Here is a 19,218-nt window from a genome sequence, read left to right on the forward strand (position 1 = left end):
ATCCCTCCGACAGCTCCGGCGCCAGGCGGTTGGCGAGCAAGCTCGCTCCTGCAACAGCCTTCGCGGCCCGATCCTCGCGAGGTGCGCAGTATCGGCCCCTCGCAAATGAAAAAGCCCGGCATGTGCCGGGCTTTTTCATTCAGACAGCGGATCAGGCAATCAGCGCCAGCAGCTCGCGCGCTTCAGCCTTGGCCTTGGAGTCGCCACTGGCGATCACCTGTTTGAGGATGCCGTAGGCTTCTTCCAGGTTGCCCTGGTCGATGCATTTGCGTGCACGGTCGAGGCTGGCCAGCAACTCATCATGCTCGTGACCGATGTCGTCGGGCAGGTCGAAGGTCAGGTCATCCTCCACCTGGGCCTTGTTGCCATGGCCAAACATCTCGCCGTGCTCGCCCAGGTCCAGCTCGGTGATTTCCGGCAGTTCATGCAGGTTGCTGCGGAAGTCCGATGGCACTTCCTGGGCAGCCTTGGAAGCAGCCTTGCCCTGCTTGGGCGACTCGAAGGGGTTGTCGAGCTTGTCCCAGTCCAGGTCCAGCGACAGGTCGCTGAGGTTCATGGCGAAGTCCGGCTGGTCCTGGGCCGCCTTGGGCTGCTCCGCGGGGGCGGCCACCGGCTCGCCCAGCTCGAGATCGTCCCAATCGGTCAGCGTCTCCCCGGTGGGCGCCTGGAGGGTGTCTTCCGGGCGAATCAGCATCGCCGGATAACGCGACTTGAGCTGGTCGATCTGCTTCTGGTCGCCGCCGACAGCCACCAGGGCGTGCTCTTCCTCATGGAAGCCTGCCACGTCACCCAGCTCGGCCAGCACCAGCAGCAGCTTCATGCGCAGCTCGCGGCGGTTCGGCTCGGCATTGACGGCCTTGCGCAGCATGTCGCGGGCCTGGTTGAAGCGGCCGTAAGCGATGTAGATATCCGCACCTTCCAGACTGTCTGCGCTGGCGGCCGGCAGCCGGGCGACGCCCGGTTCCGGAGTGGCGATCACTACCGGATGCGGAATCGGTACCGGAGCCACAACGGCAGCGGCCAGCGGCTTGGCCGGCGGGAGCGGTCTGACCGGCTCGGGGGCCGCCTGCAGGGGCGGCATCTCGACCGGTTTTTCCTCGCGCTTGCGGCGGGCGAACAGCAGGCCGACCAACAGTGCGCCGAGAGCACCAGCACCCAGCCATGGCCAGTAGTTGAAACCGCTGTCCTGCGCGTCCTGCACCGGGGTCGCCGGCTGGGCAACGCTCGCAGCCGGGGCATCCTGCTGCGCCGGCGCCACCGCATTGGGGGCAGCGGGAATGGCATTGGTTGGCGCATTGGCCGTAGGCGCATCGGCTGCCGGGGCATTGCCGGAGGCGGCTTCGCCCTGGCGGCGATCCAGCTCGGCCTGCAGCGTCTGCACCTGCTGGTCGCGGCTCTGCAGCGCCTGCTGCAGGGACTCCAGCTGCTTCTGCATGGCGTCCATGCGCTGGTTCAACTGGTCGCGCTGGGCGTTGGCCAGGAGCAGGTCGGCCTCGACCTTGGCGGCATCGGCTCCACCGGCCGGCGCGGTCGACGCGGCGGTGCTGCCCTGGGCCTGAGTCGGGGCTGCGACTGCGGCTGCGGCTGCGGGCGCGGCAGGCGTGGATGCCTCGGTCGAAGCTGCCTGTGGAGCGGGCGCGGCAGTATTGCCGGCGAGCTGCTGGCCCTGAGGCAGGATCAGCGTCTGGCCGACCTTCAGTCGATGCGGATCGCCATTGACGAAGGCCTGCGGATTCAGCGCGACGATGCTGTCCATCAGTTGCGAGCGCGAAACGCCAGTGCCGCTCAGGCGCGAACTGATCTTCCACAAAGTGTCATTGCGCACCGTGGTGTAGCGGCCATCGCCAGCCGGCAACGACGGTTGCGCCGGAGCCCTGCGCACAGGTTCCGCGCGATAGCCGGAAGCCCGCGAAGGCGCCGGCACGCTGCTCGCCAGATTGGCGGCCAGGCTGCGGTTGGCGCTGTACTCCGGCGGATCGATGAGCACGGTGTACTCGCGCAGCAGGCGGCCGTTGGGGCGCTCCACGGCAATCAGGAAATTCAGGTAAGGCTCGTGTACCGGCTGCGTGGACACCACCTTGATGTAGCCACGGCCGTTGCGAATCACCGGAGTGAAGCGCAGGTTCTGCAGGAACACGAAGCGGTCGACCCCGGCATTCTCGTAGTCCGCGGGGCTGGCGAGCTTGGCCACCAGTTCGTCGGACGTCATGTCGCCGGTCTGCAGCAGGGCGATCTCGGCATCCAGCGGCTGGTTCAGCCCGGAGTGCAACGTGATTTCCCCGAGACCGAGGGCATTCGCGTGAGCGGAGACAAAAACCGAAAGTGCGGCAAGCGTCAGCGGAATTCTATTTATTCGAGCCATAACCCCATCCCATTGTCCGGGTCTGCACGCCATTCCCTGACCACTCGAAAGCAGCAGGCTGAACCTGTCCACACACTTGAAGCCATGCCGGACTACAGACCGTCACGCACTACCCACTGTACCTTGCAGAGTACAGGCCGTCTGATATCACGGATTAGGTGGTGCACTGGGTTTGGTCAAGATAAATCGTCGAAAAACCGGCGAATGGTTAGGGAGTGGATAGCGAATGGCCAGCGGCCCTGCATAGGACCGCCAGAAAAATGGCTACTTTACCCGAATAACGTGATGAATTGCTCAGTTTCGCTCAAGGTTGCCGAGAATCCGACTGAGCGTTTTCTGGCACAGCGCGATTTCTTCCTCGGTAATCCCCGCCAGTACTTCGTTGCGAACCGCGGCGGCGATGTTCTCGATGTCGGTGATCAGCACGTCTGCCTTGGGGGTCAGGGCGATGCGCTTGGCGCGACGGTCTTCGGCCACGGCTTGCCGCCGGACCAGGCCTTGGGCTTCGAGGCCGTCCAGCAGACGGGCCAGCGTCGGACCTTCGACCCCGACCGATTGCGCGAGCTCGCGCTGGGTGGGAGCGGCGGAGTGACGCGCCAGGTGCAGCAGCACCAGCCAGCGCGCCTGGGAAAGTCCGAGATGACTGAGACGGCGGTCGAGTTCAGCCCGCCATGCACGTGAAGCCTGGGCCAATTGGGTACCGAAGTAGTGCTTATCGTTATCTGACATTGCGTCGGGCTTTCTACTGAGAGAATCGAGGATGAGTCGGCTAAGTTGATTTGACTAATTATTAGCCAGCTAATCAAGCCCGTACAATGACAGATTGTCGCAGGGTGTGACCTGGGGCCTCACCATTTCGCATATTGGTCTTCGACGAAGCCCCACAGATTGTCGATGCGCACCTCGGCCTGCCCTGCCGGTTTCAGCACGCCGCTGAAGCGCCCGAAGATCTGCTTGAAGTTGCTCGCCAGCACGCCGAGGTTCAGGCGTTCCTGATGCAGGCCGTGGGCTTCGAAGCGCAGTTCGACCTGGCCGTCGTAGGAGCGGATGGTCCAGGGCTGCAGCGGATGATCGCGGTCGAACTCGAAACGCACCGTGTCGACCTTCACCAATTGGCCGTCGAGCCAGTAGCAGTTCTCGGTGAAGCTGGTCTCGTTGACCCCGCAGGACAGATTCAGGCCGACACGCCGCCCCTGCGCTTCGCCGGACAGGCACGCCCAGTTCCAGAACGTCTCGCGGCGCATGTAGCCGGCGGACCAGTCGTGGTGCGCATAAGCATCCAGCTGGCGCAGATCGTAGTCGCCCAGTGCGCTTCGCACCTCGCCATGGCAATGAACGCCGGCCACCTTGCGTGCGTAGACCCAACCGTTCACTGCCGCCGGGGTGCAGATGCTCATGGGATCGAAGGCCGGTTCTTCCTCGCTGAAGCGCGCGTCGATGCGGGTGCCGTCGTCCAGCTCCACCAGCAGGCGCTTCTCCAGGGGGGAGGTGCCGTTCTCCAGGCGCAACAAGTTGCGACCCTGGCGCAGTTCGCAGACGCCATCGTTGGGCGATTGCGAGAAGTTCGAGCCCATGCCCAGCGGGCACTTGAACTGGCGCTCGATCATCCGCCCGCTCTCGGGGTGGTAGAGGTAGACGAAACCGATGGACAGCAGGCTGAGGTCCGCCAGCGCGCAGCCGCCGATCAGCGTCGGGCTGATCAGGCCGAAGTACTGGAACTGGTGGAAGCTGCGCCACTTGCTCAACGCGCCAAGGCGGCGCCCCATGGGCGAGCGGAAGTCGAAGTCGCGGTGATTGATGGTCGCCGGGGTGCCGGGAAAGATGCCGTAGTGCGGTTGGCCGTTGGGCTGGATCAGCTGCTGCATGGGCGCGGGCTCGGTGGCAGGGTGCGGCGAATCCTAGCACCGGCTCCCCGCCCGCCGCAGTCACGCACGGCGCCAGCTCGGGGGACGGAATGGGCCATCAGGCGACGACCTGGTTGCGCCCGAACGCCTTGGCCTCGTAGAGCGCACGGTCGGCGTGCTCGTAGATGCTGCGCAGCGGATGCCCGGTCTCCGGCCAAAGGCAGGAAACGCCGATGGAGAGCGTCACCTCATCCGCCGTCAGCGAGCCTTCGTGGACGATGCCCAGACCCTGCACCGCTCCGCGCAACACCTCGGCACGCTCCCTCGCCTCACGCTCGCTGGCGCCGTAAAGCAGCACGGCGAATTCCTCACCGCCCAGGCGCACAGCCATATCCAGCGGGCGCCGGGCACTGGCCATCAGCACCTCGCCGATACGCTGCAACACACCATCTCCGGCCTGGTGGCCGTAGCGGTCGTTGTAGGCCTTGAAATGGTCGACATCGCAGAGCAGCAGCGCTAATCCCACACTCTCGCGCTGTGCCTGGCGCCACAGGCGTTCCAGCTGACGGTTGAAGCTGCGTCGATTGTGCAGGCCGGTCAGCGCGTCATGCTCGGCCATTACCTTGAGCAGGCGGCTGATCAGGAAATGCTGGCGGGACTTGTAGTCCAGCAGGTAGCAGCCCACCGCGCCGACCAGGTTGCCGAACAGCAGGAAGACCACGTTGCTGACCAGCTTGGGCAGCGGCAGCCCGGCATACAGCTCGAAGCCCACGTAGGCCAGCAGGATCACGGAAGCACTGCCCACCGCCTCGGCGAAGCGCAGGCCGATCAGGAAGTAGGCAGCCATGCTGACCAGCAACAGCCCTTCGTAGGGATAGCTCTGGTCGACGGTGTGGGCGATGCCGGCGACTGCCGCCGCGCCGATGCCGACGCTGAGGATGCAGGCCAGGCTGAGCGGCACCAGCAGGTGGATATGGCGACGCTGCAGGATCAACCCGCCGCAGACGGTCAGCAGCACCAGCACGCCGATACGCACGGCAAGCATCTGCCAGTGTTCGGGACCACGGATGAGGAGGAAATCGATGGCCGCCAGCGCCAGCCAGATCAGCACGCCGATGGTCAGCGCGGTGCGCTTGAGATCGAAGCTGTCTTCGAGCAGGTAATGGCGGTACTGGGTCTCGAGGTCGGGTTCGAAACGCAGGCGGCGAAAGCCCCGGGAGAGCTGTTCGGCATAGGCATTGGAGCGGACGTCGTCCAGCCAGCTTTGTTGTTGTGGCACGCTCACCTCTTCTCGTGGAGGTCTAAGTGCCACCATAGCCGTTCGGGACGTGCGTCACAAGTTTGTCGTTTTGCCCCGTCACGAAACTGACAGGGCAAAGCACTCACCAGCGATCATCACGGGAGTTCCGGTAGCGGTCGTGGTCGTAGTACGAGTCATTGCAATAGCGGCGCTCGGAGCGATTGTGATGCTTGCGGCAGTCTCGACCGTCGTCGTCATCGTCCTTGGACATGATGACCAGCCCTGCGACCAGCGCGACCGCCGCAACGCCGATCAAGGCGTTCTTGCCACCTTCGGTCAGCCCGCCACCACTGGCACATCCGCTGAGTTGCCCGACGACCAGCAGCCCCGCCACTACCCGCACCCAGCTCGCCATCTGTCACTCCGAAAGTGATCCGTACTGACAGCTATGACTGGTGGGAAAAGGCGCCGTTGCTGGCACATTGATATTTCATCTGTAACGCCGTATTTCGGCGCGATCAGACTTCCAGCTCGGCCTGCAGGGCGGCGCGCACGCAATGCAGAACGCCCAGCGGGACGCGGCCTTCGAACAGCTCGGCGATAGCCGTCACCGGCGGCAGCTCACCGTCCTCGTCGAGGAAGGCATCCTGGATTTCGCCGAGAAGTTCCTCGGGCAGGTCCAACGCCTGTTCCAGGCCCAGCTGCTGCTTGCCGATGGCTTCGGCCAGCAGGCTGTAGACGTTCTTCTCGCTGCAATCGAGCTGTCGGGCGATCTGCGCCGGGGTCATGCCGGCGCGGGCCAGGGTGACCAGTTCGTGGCTGAGGTCGGCCACCGGTGCCGGAGTGGCGGGCGCCGCCTCGGATTCGGTGAGTACATCGAGGAAGGCCTGGCCGTAGCGCTCCAGCTTGCGTGCGCCGACGCCGCTGACCTGGGCCATTTCCGACAGCGAGCGCGGCTGGCTGCGCAGCATCTCCAGCAGAGTCGCATCGGGGAAGATGACGTAGGGCGGCACCGAGTGCTCCTGCGCCAGCTTGCGCCGCAGGGTGCGCAGGACTTCCCACATCTCGCGCTCTTCCTGGCGCACCAGCTGGCTCGCCGAACTGGCCCCGCCGGAAGAGGACGACTTGTTGCGCTGCGGCTTCGGATCACGGCGCAGGGCCAGCGTCTCTTCGCCGCGCAGCAACGGACGGCAGGCCTCGGTCAGGCGCAGGCCGTTGAAGCCGTCGACGTCCACATCGGCGAAGCCACGGGCGACCAGTTGGCGGAACAGCGTGCGCCATTCGTCCTCGGCGCGGGATTTGCCGATGCCGAACACCGCCAGGTGCTGGTGACCGACGCTGCGCACCTTCTCGGTGTCCTTGCCCAGCAGTACGTCTACCAGGTGGCCGACGCCGTAGCGCTGGCCGCTGCGGTAGATGGCCGACAACGCCTGGCGCGCGGGCTCGGTGGCGTCCCAGGTCTCCACGCCATCGACGCAGATGTCGCAATGGCCGCAGGGGTTGGGCATCACCTCGTCGAAGTAGGCCAGCAGCGCCTGGCGGCGGCAGCGGGTTTCCTCGCACAGCGCCAGCATGGCTTCGAGCTTGTGCCGCTCGACACGCTTGTGGCGTTCGTCGCCTTCGGAGTTCTGCATCATCTGCCGCAGCAGCAACACGTCCTGCAGGCCGTAGGCCATCCAGGCGTCGGCGGGCAGGCTGTCACGGCCGGCGCGGCCGGTTTCCTGGTAGTACGCCTCGAGGCTTTTCGGCAGGTCCAGGTGCGCGACGAAGCGCACGTTGGGTTTGTCGATGCCCATGCCGAAGGCGACGGTGGCGACCATGATCAGCCCTTCCTCGTTGAGGAAGCGCTTCTGGTGATAGGCGCGCAGGTCGTTGGACAGCCCGGCGTGATACGGCAGCGCCGGAAAGCCCTGGGCGGAGAGGAAGTCGGCAACCTCCTCGACCTTCTTGCGCGACATGCAGTAGACGATACCGGCATCGCCCCGGCGCTCGGCCAGGAAGCCCAGCAACTGCTTGCGTGGCTGCTCCTTGGGCACGATGCGGTAGAAGATGTTCGGACGGTCGAAGCTGGAGAGGAACTGCTCGGCATCCTGCAGGTGCAGGCGCTGGATCATCTCTTCGCGGGTGCGCATGTCCGCCGTGGCGGTCAGGGCGATGCGCGGCACATGCGGGAACAATTCGGCGAGCTGGCCCAACTGCAGGTATTCGGGGCGGAAGTCATGGCCCCACTGCGACACGCAGTGCGCCTCGTCGATGGCGAACAGGCCGATCTCCAGACGCTGCAGGAAGTCCAGCATGCGCGGCTGTACCAGACGCTCGGGCGCAAGATAGAGCAGCTTGATTTCGCCACGCTGAAGGCGTGCGGCGATCTCGCGCTGGGCCTCGGGGCTCAGCGAAGAGTTCAGCGCCGCCACCGGCACGCCCAGCTCATCGAGTGTGGCGACCTGGTCTTCCATCAGCGCGATCAGCGGCGAGACCACCACCGTCAGGCCGTCGCGCAGCAGCGCCGGGACCTGGAAGCACAGCGACTTGCCGCCCCCGGTGGGCATCAGTACCAGCGCATCGCCGCCGTTGGCCACGCGCTCGATGATCCGCGCCTGATTGCCGCGGAAGGCGTCGTAACCGAAAACGTCTTTGAGGATGCGCAGGGCCTGATCGAGCATGAGGGACTCCGAATGAAGCCGCGCATTATACGCAAGCCATCCGCCCACAGCCGGCACCTTGTCCGGGAAACTGCGGAAAAATCCGTCACATGCGTCCGAACCCCGCGTCGGCTCAGGCTGCACGGGCATTTGGCTTTTGCCGCGGGCCCCCGGAAGGACTACAATTCGGGACCGATCACCTCCGAGGTAGTACCCGATGTCCTTCGCCGACCAATTGTCCCGCCTGCAAGCCTTTCTCGATGCCGATGACCTGCACGAGGAAGCCTTGGACTACGTGGCGGCACACGGCTACCTGACCGCCCTGGCGATCTGCCCGGAGGAAGTGCCGGAGCGCGAGTGGATCGACGCCCTGTTCGCCGAGTCGCCGCACTACCGCAGCGAGGAAGAGCGCAGCGAGATCGAGTCCACCCTGGTCCAGCTCAAGGCGCATATCATCCGCCAGATGGCCGGTGACGAAGAGCTGGAACTGCCCTGCGAACCCTACCTGGGCGACGAGCCGGACGATTCCGACATCCGCGGCTGGTGCATCGGCTTCATGGAAGGCGTGTTCCTGCGTGAAGCGGTGTGGTTCGAACAGGCCGAGGAAGAAGTCAGCGAGCTGCTGCTGCCGATCATGGTCGGTTCCGGCCTGTTCGACGAACAGCCCGAGTTCGACGAGATCGCCAGCGACCGCGGGCTGGTGGACGACATGGTCGCGCAGATTCCCGAATTGCTGACCAACCTGTTCCTGCTGTGCCAGGCCCCGGAAGAAAAACCGGCCCTGCTCAAGCCCCGCACCCACTGATCCACTGCCGGAGCCGCGCAACGCGGCTCCGGATTCGCTACGCGTACGTCGATGCCACGAGAAATCCGCCAAAGCCGCCACGCCTGGGTTCGCTACTGCCTGCTGGGTGTAGGTTGGCTGAGCGTCGCGCTGGGCGTGATCGGCATCTTCCTGCCGGTGCTGCCCACCACGCCCTTCCTGCTGCTCGCCGCCGCCTGCTTCATGCGCAGCTCCCAGCGTTTCTACGACTGGCTGGTGAACCATCCGAAACTCGGCCCGTGGATTCGCGACTACCTCGACGGCGAAGGTATTCCGCTCAAGGGCAAGGTCTACGCCATCGGCCTGATGTGGTGCAGCATCCTGATTTCAGGATTCATCGTGCAGCGGCCCTGGGCCTGGGCGTTCATGCTGACCAGTGCGACGCTGGTGAGCATCTACCTGATTCGGACGAAGACGCGGCACCTGGATTAAGTCCGCTGCGGGGTCGAATACCCTCTCCCCCAGCCCTCTCCCTAAAGGGAGAACGGGCCGTTGACGGCGCCCGGCCAACTCGGTGAGTCGCCTGATGCCGATCCAGTCCCCTCTCCCTTCAGGGAGAGGGTTAGGGAGAGGGCTATTGCCCAAGCACTGAAGCCCTCAGACTGGCACCACTTCGCCCTTAACATCCTGCTGATCATCCTGCGCCGGCCCAACTGGCCCCACCGCATCCACGGTAAAGCCGAAGGTATTCACCCCGCCCTCGCTGCGCACGAACACCGAGCCGCCGTGCATGCTCGCCACCGCCTTGACGATGGACAACCCCAGCCCATGGTTGCTCTGGCTGTTGGCGCGGGCCATGTCGGCGCGATAGAAGCGCTCGAACAGCCGCGCGCGTTGCTCGGCCGTGATCGGCTCGCCGGGGTTGCTGACTTCCACCAGCGCGGCGCCGCGCTCGCCGCTCAGGCGTACGTCGATGCGCCCGCCCGGAGCGGTGTGCTGGGCGGCGTTGTAGAGCAGGTTGGTCACCGCGCGCTGGAATAGCGCGCGCTCGACGCAGGCCCGCGCATCGCCGCGCAGATTCACCTGCACGCCCTGTTCGTCGAAGATCACCTCGAGGAAGTCCAACGTCGTCGCCACCTCGGCCGCCAGAGAGGTTTCCACCCTTTCGGCAGCCAGCCCGCCCTGGTCGACGCGGGCGAGGAACAGCATGTCGTTGACGATGGCGCGCAGGCGCTCCAGTTCCTCCAGGTTGGACTGCAGCACCTCCTCGTAATCCTGTGCGCTGCGCTCGCGGGACAGTGCGACCTGGCTCTGGCCGATCAGGTTGGCCAAGGGCGTGCGCAGCTCGTGGGCGACGTCGGCGTTGAACGATTCCAGACGCAGATAAGCCTGCTCCAGCCGGTCCAGTGCTTCGTTGAAGGCGCCGGCCAGCGCCGACAGCTCCGCCGGCAACCCGGCCAGGCGCAACCGCTGGGACAGCTGGCGGGGGCTGATCTGCCTCGCTTCGGCAGACAGTTCGTGCAGCGGCCGCAAACCAACGCGGGCAATCCAGTGGCCGCACAAGGTCGCCAGCGCGATCCCCAGCGCGGAGAGCACGAACAGCGTCATCAGCGTCGCCTCGCGGGCGTTCTTGAATGCCACGCTGTCGATCGCCGCCAGCAGCACCAGCGCCGGTCGTCCATCGCTGGCCGGCAGGCGGCCGACACGGGCGGAGAGCGGTGCGTCGTGTTCGGGCAGCTCAAGCTCGGCATAGCCGTTCCCGGTGCCGAGCATCCGGTTGACCGTCTCGTTGGGTTTGCCGTAGCGGAAGCGCGCGTCGTCGCTGTCGATCCAGAAGCGGATCAGTTGGTACTCCTGGCTCAGGGTGTTGAGCTTGAGCTGCATGTGCGGCCAGCGCTCGGCGAGGTCGGGCTTGTCGAGCATGCGCGCGACCATGTTGAAGCGGGTGTCCAGCTCCGAGCGTTGCAGCCGCTCGATCTGCGCATCGAGCACGCAATAGATGGCCGAACCGATGAGCAGGAAGATGCCCAGTGCGGCGACGGCGAACATGCCGGCCAGGCGCGTCGACAGCGACAGGCCTTTCACGCTTCGCGCTCCTGCACGGTGCGGCTCTCCAGCACGTAGCCCATGCCCCGGATGGTGTGCAGCAGCTTGGTGTCGAACGGCCCGTCAAGCTTGGCCCGCAGGCGCTTGATGGCGACCTCGACGACATTGGTATCGGTGTCGAAATTGATGTCCCAGACCAGCTCGGCGATGGCCGTCTTGGAGAGGATTTCGCCGCTGCGCTGGGCCAGCACGCAGAGCAGCGAGTATTCCTTGGCGGTCAGTTCCAGGCGCGTGCCGCCGCGCTGCACGCGGCGGCTGACCAGGTCGATGGCCAGGTCGGCGATGCGCATCTGCGTAGCGCTTTCCAGGTGCGCGCCACGGCGGGTCAGGGCCTGCAGGCGTGCCACCAGCTCAAGGAAAGAGAATGGCTTGATCAGGTAGTCGTCGGCGCCTTCGCGCAGGCCGCGCACGCGGTCTTCCACCCGCTCGCGGGCGGTGAGCATGATCACTGGCGTCTGCCGCTGCTCGCGCAACGCGCGCAGTACGCCGTAGCCGTCGATACCGGGAAGCATCACGTCGAGCACGATGACGTCGTATTCACCGTTGAGCGCCAGGTGCCGACCATCGATGCCGTTGGCCGCCACATCCACGGTGAAGCCCTGCTCGCTCAGGCCACGCTGCAAGTAGTCGGCGGTCTTGCTCTCGTCTTCGACAATCAGTACGCGCATGCCTGCCCTCCGTTCGTGGCGCCTGCCAGCCATGCTACCCAGCCGCGCTTCATGCCGCACCTCCGGCAATCACCGGCGCAGGCTGCGGGCGGTGGAAGACCCGGTCCAGCGCCAGATACACAACCGGCGTACTGAACAGGGTCAGCGCCTGGCTGACGAGCAACCCGCCGACAACCGCCACGCCCAGCGGCTGGCGCAGCTCCGAGCCGGTGCCGAAGCCGATCATCAGCGGAATAGCGCCCAGCAGCGCGGCCAGCGTGGTCATCATGATCGGCCGGAAGCGCGCCAGGCACGCCTCGCGAATCGCGTCGTAGGGTGACAGCCCTCGCTGGCGTTGTGCGGCCAGGGCGAAGTCGACCATCAGGATGCCGTTCTTCTTGACGATGCCGATCAGCAGCACCAGGCCGATCAGCGCCATCACCGAGAACTCCAGGCCCCAGCCCCAGAGCAGGAACACCGCGCCGATGCCCGCCGAGGGCAGCGTCGAGAGGATCGTCAGCGGGTGCACGAAACTCTCATAGAGCACACCGAGAATCACGTAGACCGCGAACAGCGCAGCCAGGATCAGCAACGGCTGGCTGGCCAGCGAGCTCTGGAAGGCCGCCGCCGCACCCTGGAATTCGCCGCTGATGCTCGACGGCATGCCGATCTCCGCCTGCGCGCGCTGCACCAATCCCACGGCATCGCCCAGGGCCACGCCCGGCGACAGGTTGAAGGACAGGGTCACCGCCGGGAACATGCCGTTGTGGTTGATCTGCAGCGGCCCGGACTTGTCCGGCACGACCCGCGCCAGCGCCGCCAGCGGGACCATCTCGCCGGTCAGCGGCGAGCGCAGGTGGAACCATGCCAGGCTGTCGGCGCGGCCACGCTGTCGGGAATCCAGCTCGAGAATGACCTTGTACTGGTTGACCTCGGTCTGGAACTCACCCACCTGACGCTGGCCGAAGGCATCGTAGAGCGTCTGGCTGACATCTTCGGCGGACAGTCCGAAGCGCGCCGCCGCCACTCGGTCGATCTGCAGCGAGGTGACGCTGGCACCCATCTGCAGGTCGTTGGACACGTCCTGCAGGCCGCCCTCCTCCTTCAGCCGCTGGGTCAGCCGATCCGCCCAGAGTGCCAGCGCCGCGCTGTCGTTGCTGCGCAGGGCGTACTGGTACTGGGTGCGCACCGGGCCGGTGGCAAGGTTGATGTCCTGGGCCGAACGCAGGTAGAGAACGATGCCCGGCACCTTCGCCAGCTTGGGCCGTATGCGGTTGATGAACTCGTCCACCGACACGTCGCGGTCGCCGCGATCCTTGAGCACGATCCAGAAGCGCCCGTTGGACAGGCTCTGGCTGCCGCCGGTGATGCCGATGGCGTGGTTGTAGCTTTGCACCGCAGGGTCGGCGGCGATGATGTCCGCCAGTTGCTTGTGCTTCTCGGCCATGTCGGCATAGGAGATGTCCTCGGCGGCCTGGGTGGTACCGAAGATGAAGGCGGTGTCCTGGGACGGGAAGAAGCCCTTGGGAATCCCGACATAGCCGGCCACCGCGATGGCCACGCAGACCACGAATCCGGCGAGCACCGTACGCTGGTGCTTGAGCGACCAGTCCAGTCCCCTGGCGTAGCGCGCCAGCAGCCAGCCGGCGATGCCGCCGTCATCATGTCCATGCTTCGGCTTGCCCATGAAGCGCGAGGCGAGCATCGGCGCCACCGTCAGCGAGGCCAGCACCGAGATCAGGATGGCCGCCGTGACGCTCACTGCGAACTCGCGGAACAGCCGGCCGACGATGCCGCCCATGAACAGCAAGGGAATAAAGGCGGCGATCAGCGAGAAACTGATGGAGACCACCGTGAAGCTGATCTCCGAGGCGCCGGCCAGCGCCGCCTCGACCCGGTCCTTGCCCTGCTCCAGGTGGCGGTGGATGTTTTCCACCACGACGATGGCGTCATCGACGATGAAGCCCACCGCGATGATCAGCGCCACCAGGGTCAGGTTGTTCAGCGTGAAGCCCAGCAGGTACATCGCCGCAAAGCTGGCGCTGAGCGACACCGCCAGCACCGTGGCAACGATCAGGGTCGCCGACAGCTGGCGCAGGAACAGCCCCATCACCAGCACCACCAGGCCCATGGTCAACAGCAGGGTCAGTTCGACTTCGTGCAGCGAGGCACGAATGGTGCGGGTGCGGTCGTTGAGCACTTCCACCTCGACGCCCGCCGGCAGCATTTCGCGCAGGCGTGGCAACTCGGCCTGGATGGCATCGGAGGTCTCGACGATGTTCGCGCCGGGCTGGCGCAGGATCACCAGTGCAACGCCCGGCCGGCCATCCGGCCAGGCCTGCACGTAGTCGTCTTCCGGCGCCTTCACCACCTTCGCCAGGTCGCGCAGGAACACCGGCGCGCCCGCTCGGTAAGCGACGACGAGATCGCCGTACTCCTCGGGGCTGAACAACTGGTCGTTGGCCGCCAGGGTGGACACGCGGCCGTCGCCGAACAGCGCGCCCTTGGCCAGGTTGATGCTCGCCGATTGCAGCGACTGGCGCAGGTCGGCCAGGGTCAGGCGGTACGCCGCGAGCTTCTCCGGCTGAGCCTGGATGCGGATCGCCGGGCGCTGCTGGCCAACCACGAATATCTGCCCCACCCCGGCGATCTGGCTGAGCTGGCGCGACAGCAGCACTTCGGCCAGATCGCTCAGCTCGATCAGCGGCATCAGCTCGGAGTTCACCCGCACGATCATGATCGGGCTGTCTGCCGGGTTGATCTTGCGCCAGGTCGGCAGGTTCGGCATGTCCGCCGGCAGGCGGCCGGCGGCGGCGTTGATCGCGGCGGTGACCTCCTGGGCGGCAACGTCGATGTTCTTGTCCAGGTCGAACTGCAGGGTCAGGGTGGTCGAGCCCAGGGCGCTGGTGGAAAGCATCTGGGTGATGCCGGGAATGGCGCTGAACTGCACTTCCAGCGGGGTCGCCACCGACGACGCCATGGTCTCCGGGCTGCCGCCGGGCAGCAGGGCCTGGACCTGGATGGTCGGGAAATCCACCTGCGGCAACGGCGCGACGCCGAGCCGGAAGAACGCCAGCAGCCCGAGCAGCAGCGAGGCGATGGTCAGCAGGCAGGTGGCGATGGGATGGCGCACGCACCAGCCGGACATGCCGGCGCGCACACTCACGGCTCGCTCCGGCGGGCCAGGGCCTGCACATCGCCCTGCACCTCCACGCGTGCGCCGGGCGTCAGGCGTGAATGGCCGTCGAGCACCACTTCATCGTCCACCGCCAGGCCCTCGACAATGGTGCGCCCGTCCACTTCCGCGACGATGCGCACCGGCACCTTCTGCGCCTTGCCGTCCTCGATGCGGAACACGAAGGCACCGTCCAGGCCACGGCGCACGGCGCGGCTGTCCAGCACCAGGCCGTTGTGCAGCACGCCGGACTGCAGGTCGATGGCAACGAACTGCCCCGGCCAGAGCTGGCCGTCCTTGTTGTCGAAAACCGCACGGACACGAATGGTGCCGGTGCTGGCGGCCACCTGGTTGTCGATGCTGCGCAGGTGGCCCTCGCCGAGCAACTGGCCGCCGTCGCGGCTGCGCGCCACGACCGGGGAATCGCTGCTCATCAGCGGTTGCAACTTTGGCAGGCTTTCCTGCGGCAGGGCGAAGACCACCGAGATCGGCGACATCTGCGTGACGGTGAACAGGCCGCTGCTGTCATTGGTGCGCAGCAGGTTGCCGACATCCACATTGCGAATGCCGACGCGGCCGGCAACCGGCGAGGTGATCCGGGTGTAGGACAGGCGCACGCGCTCCGCGTCGATGGTGGCGTCGTTACCGCGCAGGGTGGCACGCAGGCGGGCGGCTTCGGCCTCGCTCTGCTCCACCGTCTGCCGGGAAATCGAGCCGCGCTGGATCAGCGTCTGGTAGCGCGCCAGGTCCTGCTCGACGATGCGCAGCTGCGCCTGGTTGCTCTGCTTGGTCGCCTCGGCCTGCTCCAGCGCAGCCTTGATCGCGCGATCGTCGATGGTCGCCAGCAGCTCGCCCTGCTTGACCATCTGCCCCTCTTCGACGAGCAACGCGGTGAGCTGGCCTTCCACTTGCGGGCGGACCAGCACGCTGGCCAGCGAGGTGACGGTGCCGACGCCGTCGAGGTTCTGCGCCAGGTCCTCGCGGGCCACTCGCGCCAGGGTTACCGGTATGCCGGCTGGCTGGGCTGCGGCCTGCGGCGCCTCGTGCCGGCCGGCAAAGCCCCATATGCCTGCTCCCAGCGCCGTCACCCCCAGCAACCCTGCCGCCAGCCAAACCCGCCGTTGCCCCTGCATCCCGCTCTCCTGCGTCGGATCGGCCACAGCGGCCGCATCCTGGGGTTATAAGCCAGCAGCCGGGACCGGAGGCTGACCCTTAAATGACAATCCTGTCAGTTTCGTCTTCGAGGCCCGTACAACAAGGCTTTGCGCCTGATGGCGATGGGCCGGCGCAAGTTCTCGAAGACCGCCTAGACTCCACACATCCCACATGGAGCGCTGGCGATGCAGCCACCCCGAGGAGCCCTCTGGCTGTTCGCCAGCCCGCTGCGTCTGCGGGCCGGCGTGCTGCTGCTCGCGCTCCTCGCGTTGAGCGCCGGCGCCGCCTGGAACTTCGACACCATCCTGAAGAACGCCGAGCAGCAATACGGCGACCTGGGCACCGGCAAGGGCCGGATCCAGTCCTGGGGCCGCCTGATCGACGACAGCGAAAACCTCGACGAGATGGCCAAGCTCAAGGCCGTCAACGCCTTCTTCAATGGCGCGCTGGTGTTCACCGACGACCGCACCGTCTGGCACCAGGAGGACTACTGGGCCACCCCGGTGGAGTCGCTCTACAAGGGCGCCGGCGACTGCGAGGACTACTCCATCGCCAAGTTCGTCACCCTGCGCCGCCTCGGGGTCGCCAGCGACAAGCTGCGCATCACCTACGTCAAGGCGCTGCAGCAGAACCAGGCTCACATGGTGCTCACCTACTACGCCTCCCCCACTGCCGAACCGCTGGTGCTGGACAACCTGATCCCGCAGATCAAGCCCGCCTCCCAGCGCAAGGACCTCCTGCCCGTCTACGCCTTCAACGCCGAGGGGCTGTGGCTGCCCGGCCCCGGCGGCGGCAAGCGCACCGGCGACAGCAAGAAGCTGTCGCGCTGGCAGGACCTGTTGACCAAGATGCGCGCCGAGGGCCTGGACCTCGACGAGACGCGATAGGAGAACCCGGCATGTCATTGCTCAAGCAACTGTTCCTGGCGATCTGCCTGTTCCTCGTGGTGGCCTTCGCCGGCAGCTTCGCCGCCAGCCTGGAAAGCTCCCGCGAGCAGCTGATCGGCCAGTTGCGCTCCCATGCCCAGGACGCGGCCACCGCGCTGGGCCTGTCGCTCACCCCGCACGTGGACGACCCGGCGATGATCGAGCTGATGGTCAGCTCGATCTTCGACTCCGGCTACTTCGCCACCATCCGCGTGGTGAGCATTCCCGAGGGCAAGGTCATCGTCGAGCGCGACAGCGACACGCAGAACCAGCAGGTGCCGGCCTGGTTCGCCAAGCTGGTCAACCTCAAGGCCCAGGGCGGCGACGCGCTGATCATGCGCGGCTGGGAACAGGCCGCGCGGGTCGAGGTGGTCAGCCATCCGCAGTTCGCCCTGGCCAAGCTGTGGGACGGCGCGCTGGGCAGCCTCGCCTGGCTGCTGGCCTGCGGGCTGGTCAGCGCCATCCTTGGCGGCTGGCTGCTGCGCACCCAGTTGAAGCCGCTGGACCAGATGGTGCAGCAAGCCCACGCCATTACCCGCCGCGAATTCCTCACCCTGCCCAAGGAGCCGCGCACCCCAGAGCTGCGGCGCGTGGTTCAGGCGATGAACCAGATGGTCGACAAGCTCAAGGCCCTGTTCGCCGAGGAAGCCAGCCGCAGCGAGAAACTGCGCGAGGAAGCCTACCAGGACAGCCTTTCCGGCCTGGCCAACCGTCGCCTGTTCGACGCGCGGCTGGACGCGCAACTCTCGCCCAGCGAACAGAACGCCGCCGGCTACCTGCTGCTGCTGCGCCTGAACGACCTGGCCGGGCTCAACCAGCGCCTCGGCGGACAGCGCACCGACGCGCTGATCCGCGACGTCGCCGAGCTGCTGGAACGTGAGCGCGAGCAGCACGGCACTCCGGACTGGCTGGCCGCGCGCAGCCGTGGCGGCGAATTCACCCTGCTCGCCCCCGGCGTCGACAGCGCCAGCGCCGAACTGCTGGCCGACCAGCTCAGCGCCGCCCTGGAAAACCTACGTGGCACCGGCGCCAGCGACTGCACGCCGGTGGCACACCTGGGCCTGGCGGCCTTCCGACCGGGCGAGCCCTCCGCTGGCGTGCTGTCGCGCGCCGACCAGGCACTGGCCCAGGCGCAGGCCACCCCGGACCGCACCTGGCAACGCCTGGACAGCTCCGGCAGCCAGCCCGCGCAGGACTCCCGCGCCTGGCGCGACTGGCTCGACGACGCCCTGCAGAAGGGCAAGCTGCAACTGTGGTTCCAGCCCGTGCGCGCCTGCGTCGAGAACGGCGAGCTGTTGCACCAGAAAGTCCTCGCGCGGCTGCTCGATCCCAAGGGCGAGGCCGTGGCCGCCGGGCAATTCCTGCCCTGGATCGAGCGTTTCGGCTGGTCGGCGCGCTTCGACCTGGCGATGCTCGAACACGCCCTCGCCCACCTCGCCCAGCAACCGGCACCGCTGGCCCTGTCGCTCTCGGCGGAAACCGTGCGCAGCGCCGAGCCCCTGCGCCAGCTCTTCGAAATCCTCCGCGCCCACCCGCAGGAAGCGCAGCTCATGACGCTGGAAGTGGACGAACGCTACCTGCCGCCGCCGGCCGAGCTCGAGAAGCTCGCCCAGTCGGTTCAGGAAGTCGGCGCCAAGCTCGGCCTGCAGCACTTCGGCGGGCGCTTCAGCCTGATCGGCAACCTGACCCGCCTCGGCCTTGCGTACCTGAAGATCGACGGCAGCTACATCCGCGCCATCGACCAGGACAACGACAAGCGCCTGTTCATCGAGGCCATGTACCGGGCGTCCAACAGCATCGACCTGCCGCTGATCGCGGAGATGGTCGAGACCGAAGGCGAGTTGCAGGTGCTGCGGGAAATGGGGATTGCCGGGGCCATGGGGCGGCTGATTGGTGCGCCGAAGCCTTCGCAGAAGAACACCTTGTAGGAGCGAGCTTGCTCGCGAACACGGCCCGCTGCGGAGTCAGTTCGCGAGCAAGCTCGCTCCTACGAAGAGCTCGCAATCCCTGTCTCAGGCTCTGGCACTTCAAAGACTTCCAGAAGAACACCCGAGCACTCCGAACCGCCCCGTTCAGGAGGCCTCGTTGAAGCGGAGTTTCAGGGGTTGAGCGACATGGATGTCGCGAGAGCCACGATGGGCCAGGGATGGCCCGTCGTGGCGTGCCCCTGAAACTTCGCTTCAGCGAGGGAATTTTTCGCCTAAGCGAAAAACCGGATGTCCGGGGCAAGACTTTTTGGTTCCTTTTGTGGCGTTTGACAAAAGGGACTCGCCCGAGGGGGCGAAACAAAGTCTCGCCGCGCACGCCGAAGCGGCGCGAGAAACCTCGAAGCGAAGCAGACACATCGCGGACGGAGTC

General features: G+C 66.3%; 14 protein-coding genes. 4 read left to right on the forward strand and 10 right to left on the reverse strand.

Annotation, left to right across the window (positions count from 1 at the left end):
• Positions 1–151 precede the first annotated feature (151 nt).
• The 6 genes from G4G71_RS22050 to recQ all read right to left on the reverse strand — a co-directional run bounded on the left by G4G71_RS22050 (position 152) and on the right by recQ (position 8,109).
• Positions 152–2,269, reverse strand: a complete 2,118-nt coding sequence (locus tag G4G71_RS22050) for a FimV/HubP family polar landmark protein (RefSeq protein WP_240964827.1) — start codon at positions 2,267–2,269, stop codon at positions 152–154.
• A 387-nt stretch (positions 2,270–2,656) separates the two neighbouring features.
• Complete coding sequence (slyA, locus tag G4G71_RS22055) at positions 2,657–3,091, reverse strand: transcriptional regulator SlyA (RefSeq protein ID WP_169940203.1); 435 nt, start codon at positions 3,089–3,091, stop codon at positions 2,657–2,659.
• 119 nt (positions 3,092–3,210) lie between these two features.
• Positions 3,211–4,227 (reverse strand): DUF2804 domain-containing protein, encoded by a 1,017-nt coding sequence (locus tag G4G71_RS22060; protein ID WP_169940205.1) that lies wholly within the window; start codon positions 4,225–4,227, stop codon positions 3,211–3,213.
• Between the two features lie 97 nt (positions 4,228–4,324).
• Positions 4,325–5,521, reverse strand: coding sequence for a GGDEF domain-containing protein (locus G4G71_RS22065; RefSeq protein WP_169940207.1), 1,197 nt, complete (start codon positions 5,519–5,521; stop codon positions 4,325–4,327).
• A 67-nt stretch (positions 5,522–5,588) separates the two neighbouring features.
• Entirely contained in the window at positions 5,589–5,861 is a 273-nt protein-coding gene (locus G4G71_RS22070; RefSeq protein WP_169940209.1) for a hypothetical protein, read from the reverse strand.
• A 103-nt stretch (positions 5,862–5,964) separates the two neighbouring features.
• A complete protein-coding gene (gene recQ / locus G4G71_RS22075) occupies positions 5,965–8,109 on the reverse strand; it encodes a DNA helicase RecQ (protein WP_169940211.1) in 2,145 nt (714 codons plus the stop codon).
• A 196-nt stretch (positions 8,110–8,305) separates the two neighbouring features.
• On the opposite strand from recQ, the gene G4G71_RS22080 reads away from it, so the two are divergent.
• Complete coding sequence (locus G4G71_RS22080; protein ID WP_169940213.1) at positions 8,306–8,893, forward strand: UPF0149 family protein; 588 nt, start codon at positions 8,306–8,308, stop codon at positions 8,891–8,893.
• A gap of 51 nt (positions 8,894–8,944) precedes the next feature.
• Positions 8,945–9,343, forward strand: coding sequence for a YbaN family protein (locus G4G71_RS22085; RefSeq protein WP_169940215.1), 399 nt, complete (start codon positions 8,945–8,947; stop codon positions 9,341–9,343).
• 165 nt (positions 9,344–9,508) lie between these two features.
• Here G4G71_RS22085 and G4G71_RS22090 read toward each other — a convergent pair whose 3' ends face one another.
• From G4G71_RS22090 to G4G71_RS22105, 4 genes are read right to left on the reverse strand one after another with little or no spacing between them, the layout of a single operon-like run.
• The gene (locus G4G71_RS22090) at positions 9,509–10,900 is read right to left on the reverse strand and encodes a heavy metal sensor histidine kinase (protein WP_240964969.1); all 1,392 of its coding nucleotides are present in this window, start codon (positions 10,898–10,900) and stop codon (positions 9,509–9,511) included.
• Between the two features lie 32 nt (positions 10,901–10,932).
• A complete protein-coding gene (locus tag G4G71_RS22095; protein ID WP_024766145.1) occupies positions 10,933–11,625 on the reverse strand; it encodes a heavy metal response regulator transcription factor in 693 nt (230 codons plus the stop codon).
• Between the two features lie 49 nt (positions 11,626–11,674).
• A complete protein-coding gene (locus tag G4G71_RS22100) occupies positions 11,675–14,770 on the reverse strand; it encodes a multidrug efflux RND transporter permease subunit (RefSeq protein WP_169940219.1) in 3,096 nt (1,031 codons plus the stop codon).
• Positions 14,767–15,912 (reverse strand): efflux RND transporter periplasmic adaptor subunit, encoded by a 1,146-nt coding sequence (locus tag G4G71_RS22105; RefSeq protein ID WP_065085952.1) that lies wholly within the window; start codon positions 15,910–15,912, stop codon positions 14,767–14,769. The genes G4G71_RS22100 and G4G71_RS22105 overlap by 4 nt, the downstream gene beginning before the upstream one ends.
• A gap of 207 nt (positions 15,913–16,119) precedes the next feature.
• On the opposite strand from G4G71_RS22105, the gene lapG reads away from it, so the two are divergent.
• Both lapG and lapD read left to right on the forward strand, forming a co-directional pair.
• The gene (lapG, locus tag G4G71_RS22110; RefSeq protein WP_169940221.1) at positions 16,120–16,821 is read left to right on the forward strand and encodes a cysteine protease LapG; all 702 of its coding nucleotides are present in this window, start codon (positions 16,120–16,122) and stop codon (positions 16,819–16,821) included.
• An 11-nt stretch (positions 16,822–16,832) separates the two neighbouring features.
• Entirely contained in the window at positions 16,833–18,788 is a 1,956-nt protein-coding gene (gene lapD / locus G4G71_RS22115) for a cyclic di-GMP receptor LapD (protein ID WP_169940223.1), read from the forward strand.
• Positions 18,789–19,218: the final 430 nt, after the last annotated feature.

It is taken from the genome of Pseudomonas multiresinivorans (assembly GCF_012971725.1).
Taxonomy (GTDB): domain Bacteria; phylum Pseudomonadota; class Gammaproteobacteria; order Pseudomonadales; family Pseudomonadaceae; genus Pseudomonas; species Pseudomonas multiresinivorans.

What these genes read in the sequence shown, in the direction of transcription:
- G4G71_RS22090 (WP_240964969.1), bottom strand. Translation starts at nt 10,900, where the DNA reads ATGTTCGCCGTCGCCGCACTGGGCATCTTCCTGCTCATCGGTTCGGCC.
- lapG (WP_169940221.1), top strand. Translation starts at nt 16,120, where the DNA reads ATGCAGCCACCCCGAGGAGCCCTCTGGCTGTTCGCCAGCCCGCTGCGT.
- G4G71_RS22105 (WP_065085952.1), bottom strand. Translation starts at nt 15,912, where the DNA reads ATGCAGGGGCAACGGCGGGTTTGGCTGGCGGCAGGGTTGCTGGGGGTG.
- G4G71_RS22065 (WP_169940207.1), bottom strand. Translation starts at nt 5,521, where the DNA reads ATGGTGGCACTTAGACCTCCACGAGAAGAGGTGAGCGTGCCACAACAA.
- G4G71_RS22095 (WP_024766145.1), bottom strand. Translation starts at nt 11,625, where the DNA reads ATGCGCGTACTGATTGTCGAAGACGAGAGCAAGACCGCCGACTACTTG.
- lapD (WP_169940223.1), top strand. Translation starts at nt 16,833, where the DNA reads ATGTCATTGCTCAAGCAACTGTTCCTGGCGATCTGCCTGTTCCTCGTG.
- G4G71_RS22070 (WP_169940209.1), bottom strand. Translation starts at nt 5,861, where the DNA reads ATGGCGAGCTGGGTGCGGGTAGTGGCGGGGCTGCTGGTCGTCGGGCAA.
- recQ (WP_169940211.1), bottom strand. Translation starts at nt 8,109, where the DNA reads ATGCTCGATCAGGCCCTGCGCATCCTCAAAGACGTTTTCGGTTACGAC.
- slyA (WP_169940203.1), bottom strand. Translation starts at nt 3,091, where the DNA reads ATGTCAGATAACGATAAGCACTACTTCGGTACCCAATTGGCCCAGGCT.
- G4G71_RS22080 (WP_169940213.1), top strand. Translation starts at nt 8,306, where the DNA reads ATGTCCTTCGCCGACCAATTGTCCCGCCTGCAAGCCTTTCTCGATGCC.
- G4G71_RS22085 (WP_169940215.1), top strand. Translation starts at nt 8,945, where the DNA reads ATGCCACGAGAAATCCGCCAAAGCCGCCACGCCTGGGTTCGCTACTGC.
- G4G71_RS22060 (WP_169940205.1), bottom strand. Translation starts at nt 4,227, where the DNA reads ATGCAGCAGCTGATCCAGCCCAACGGCCAACCGCACTACGGCATCTTT.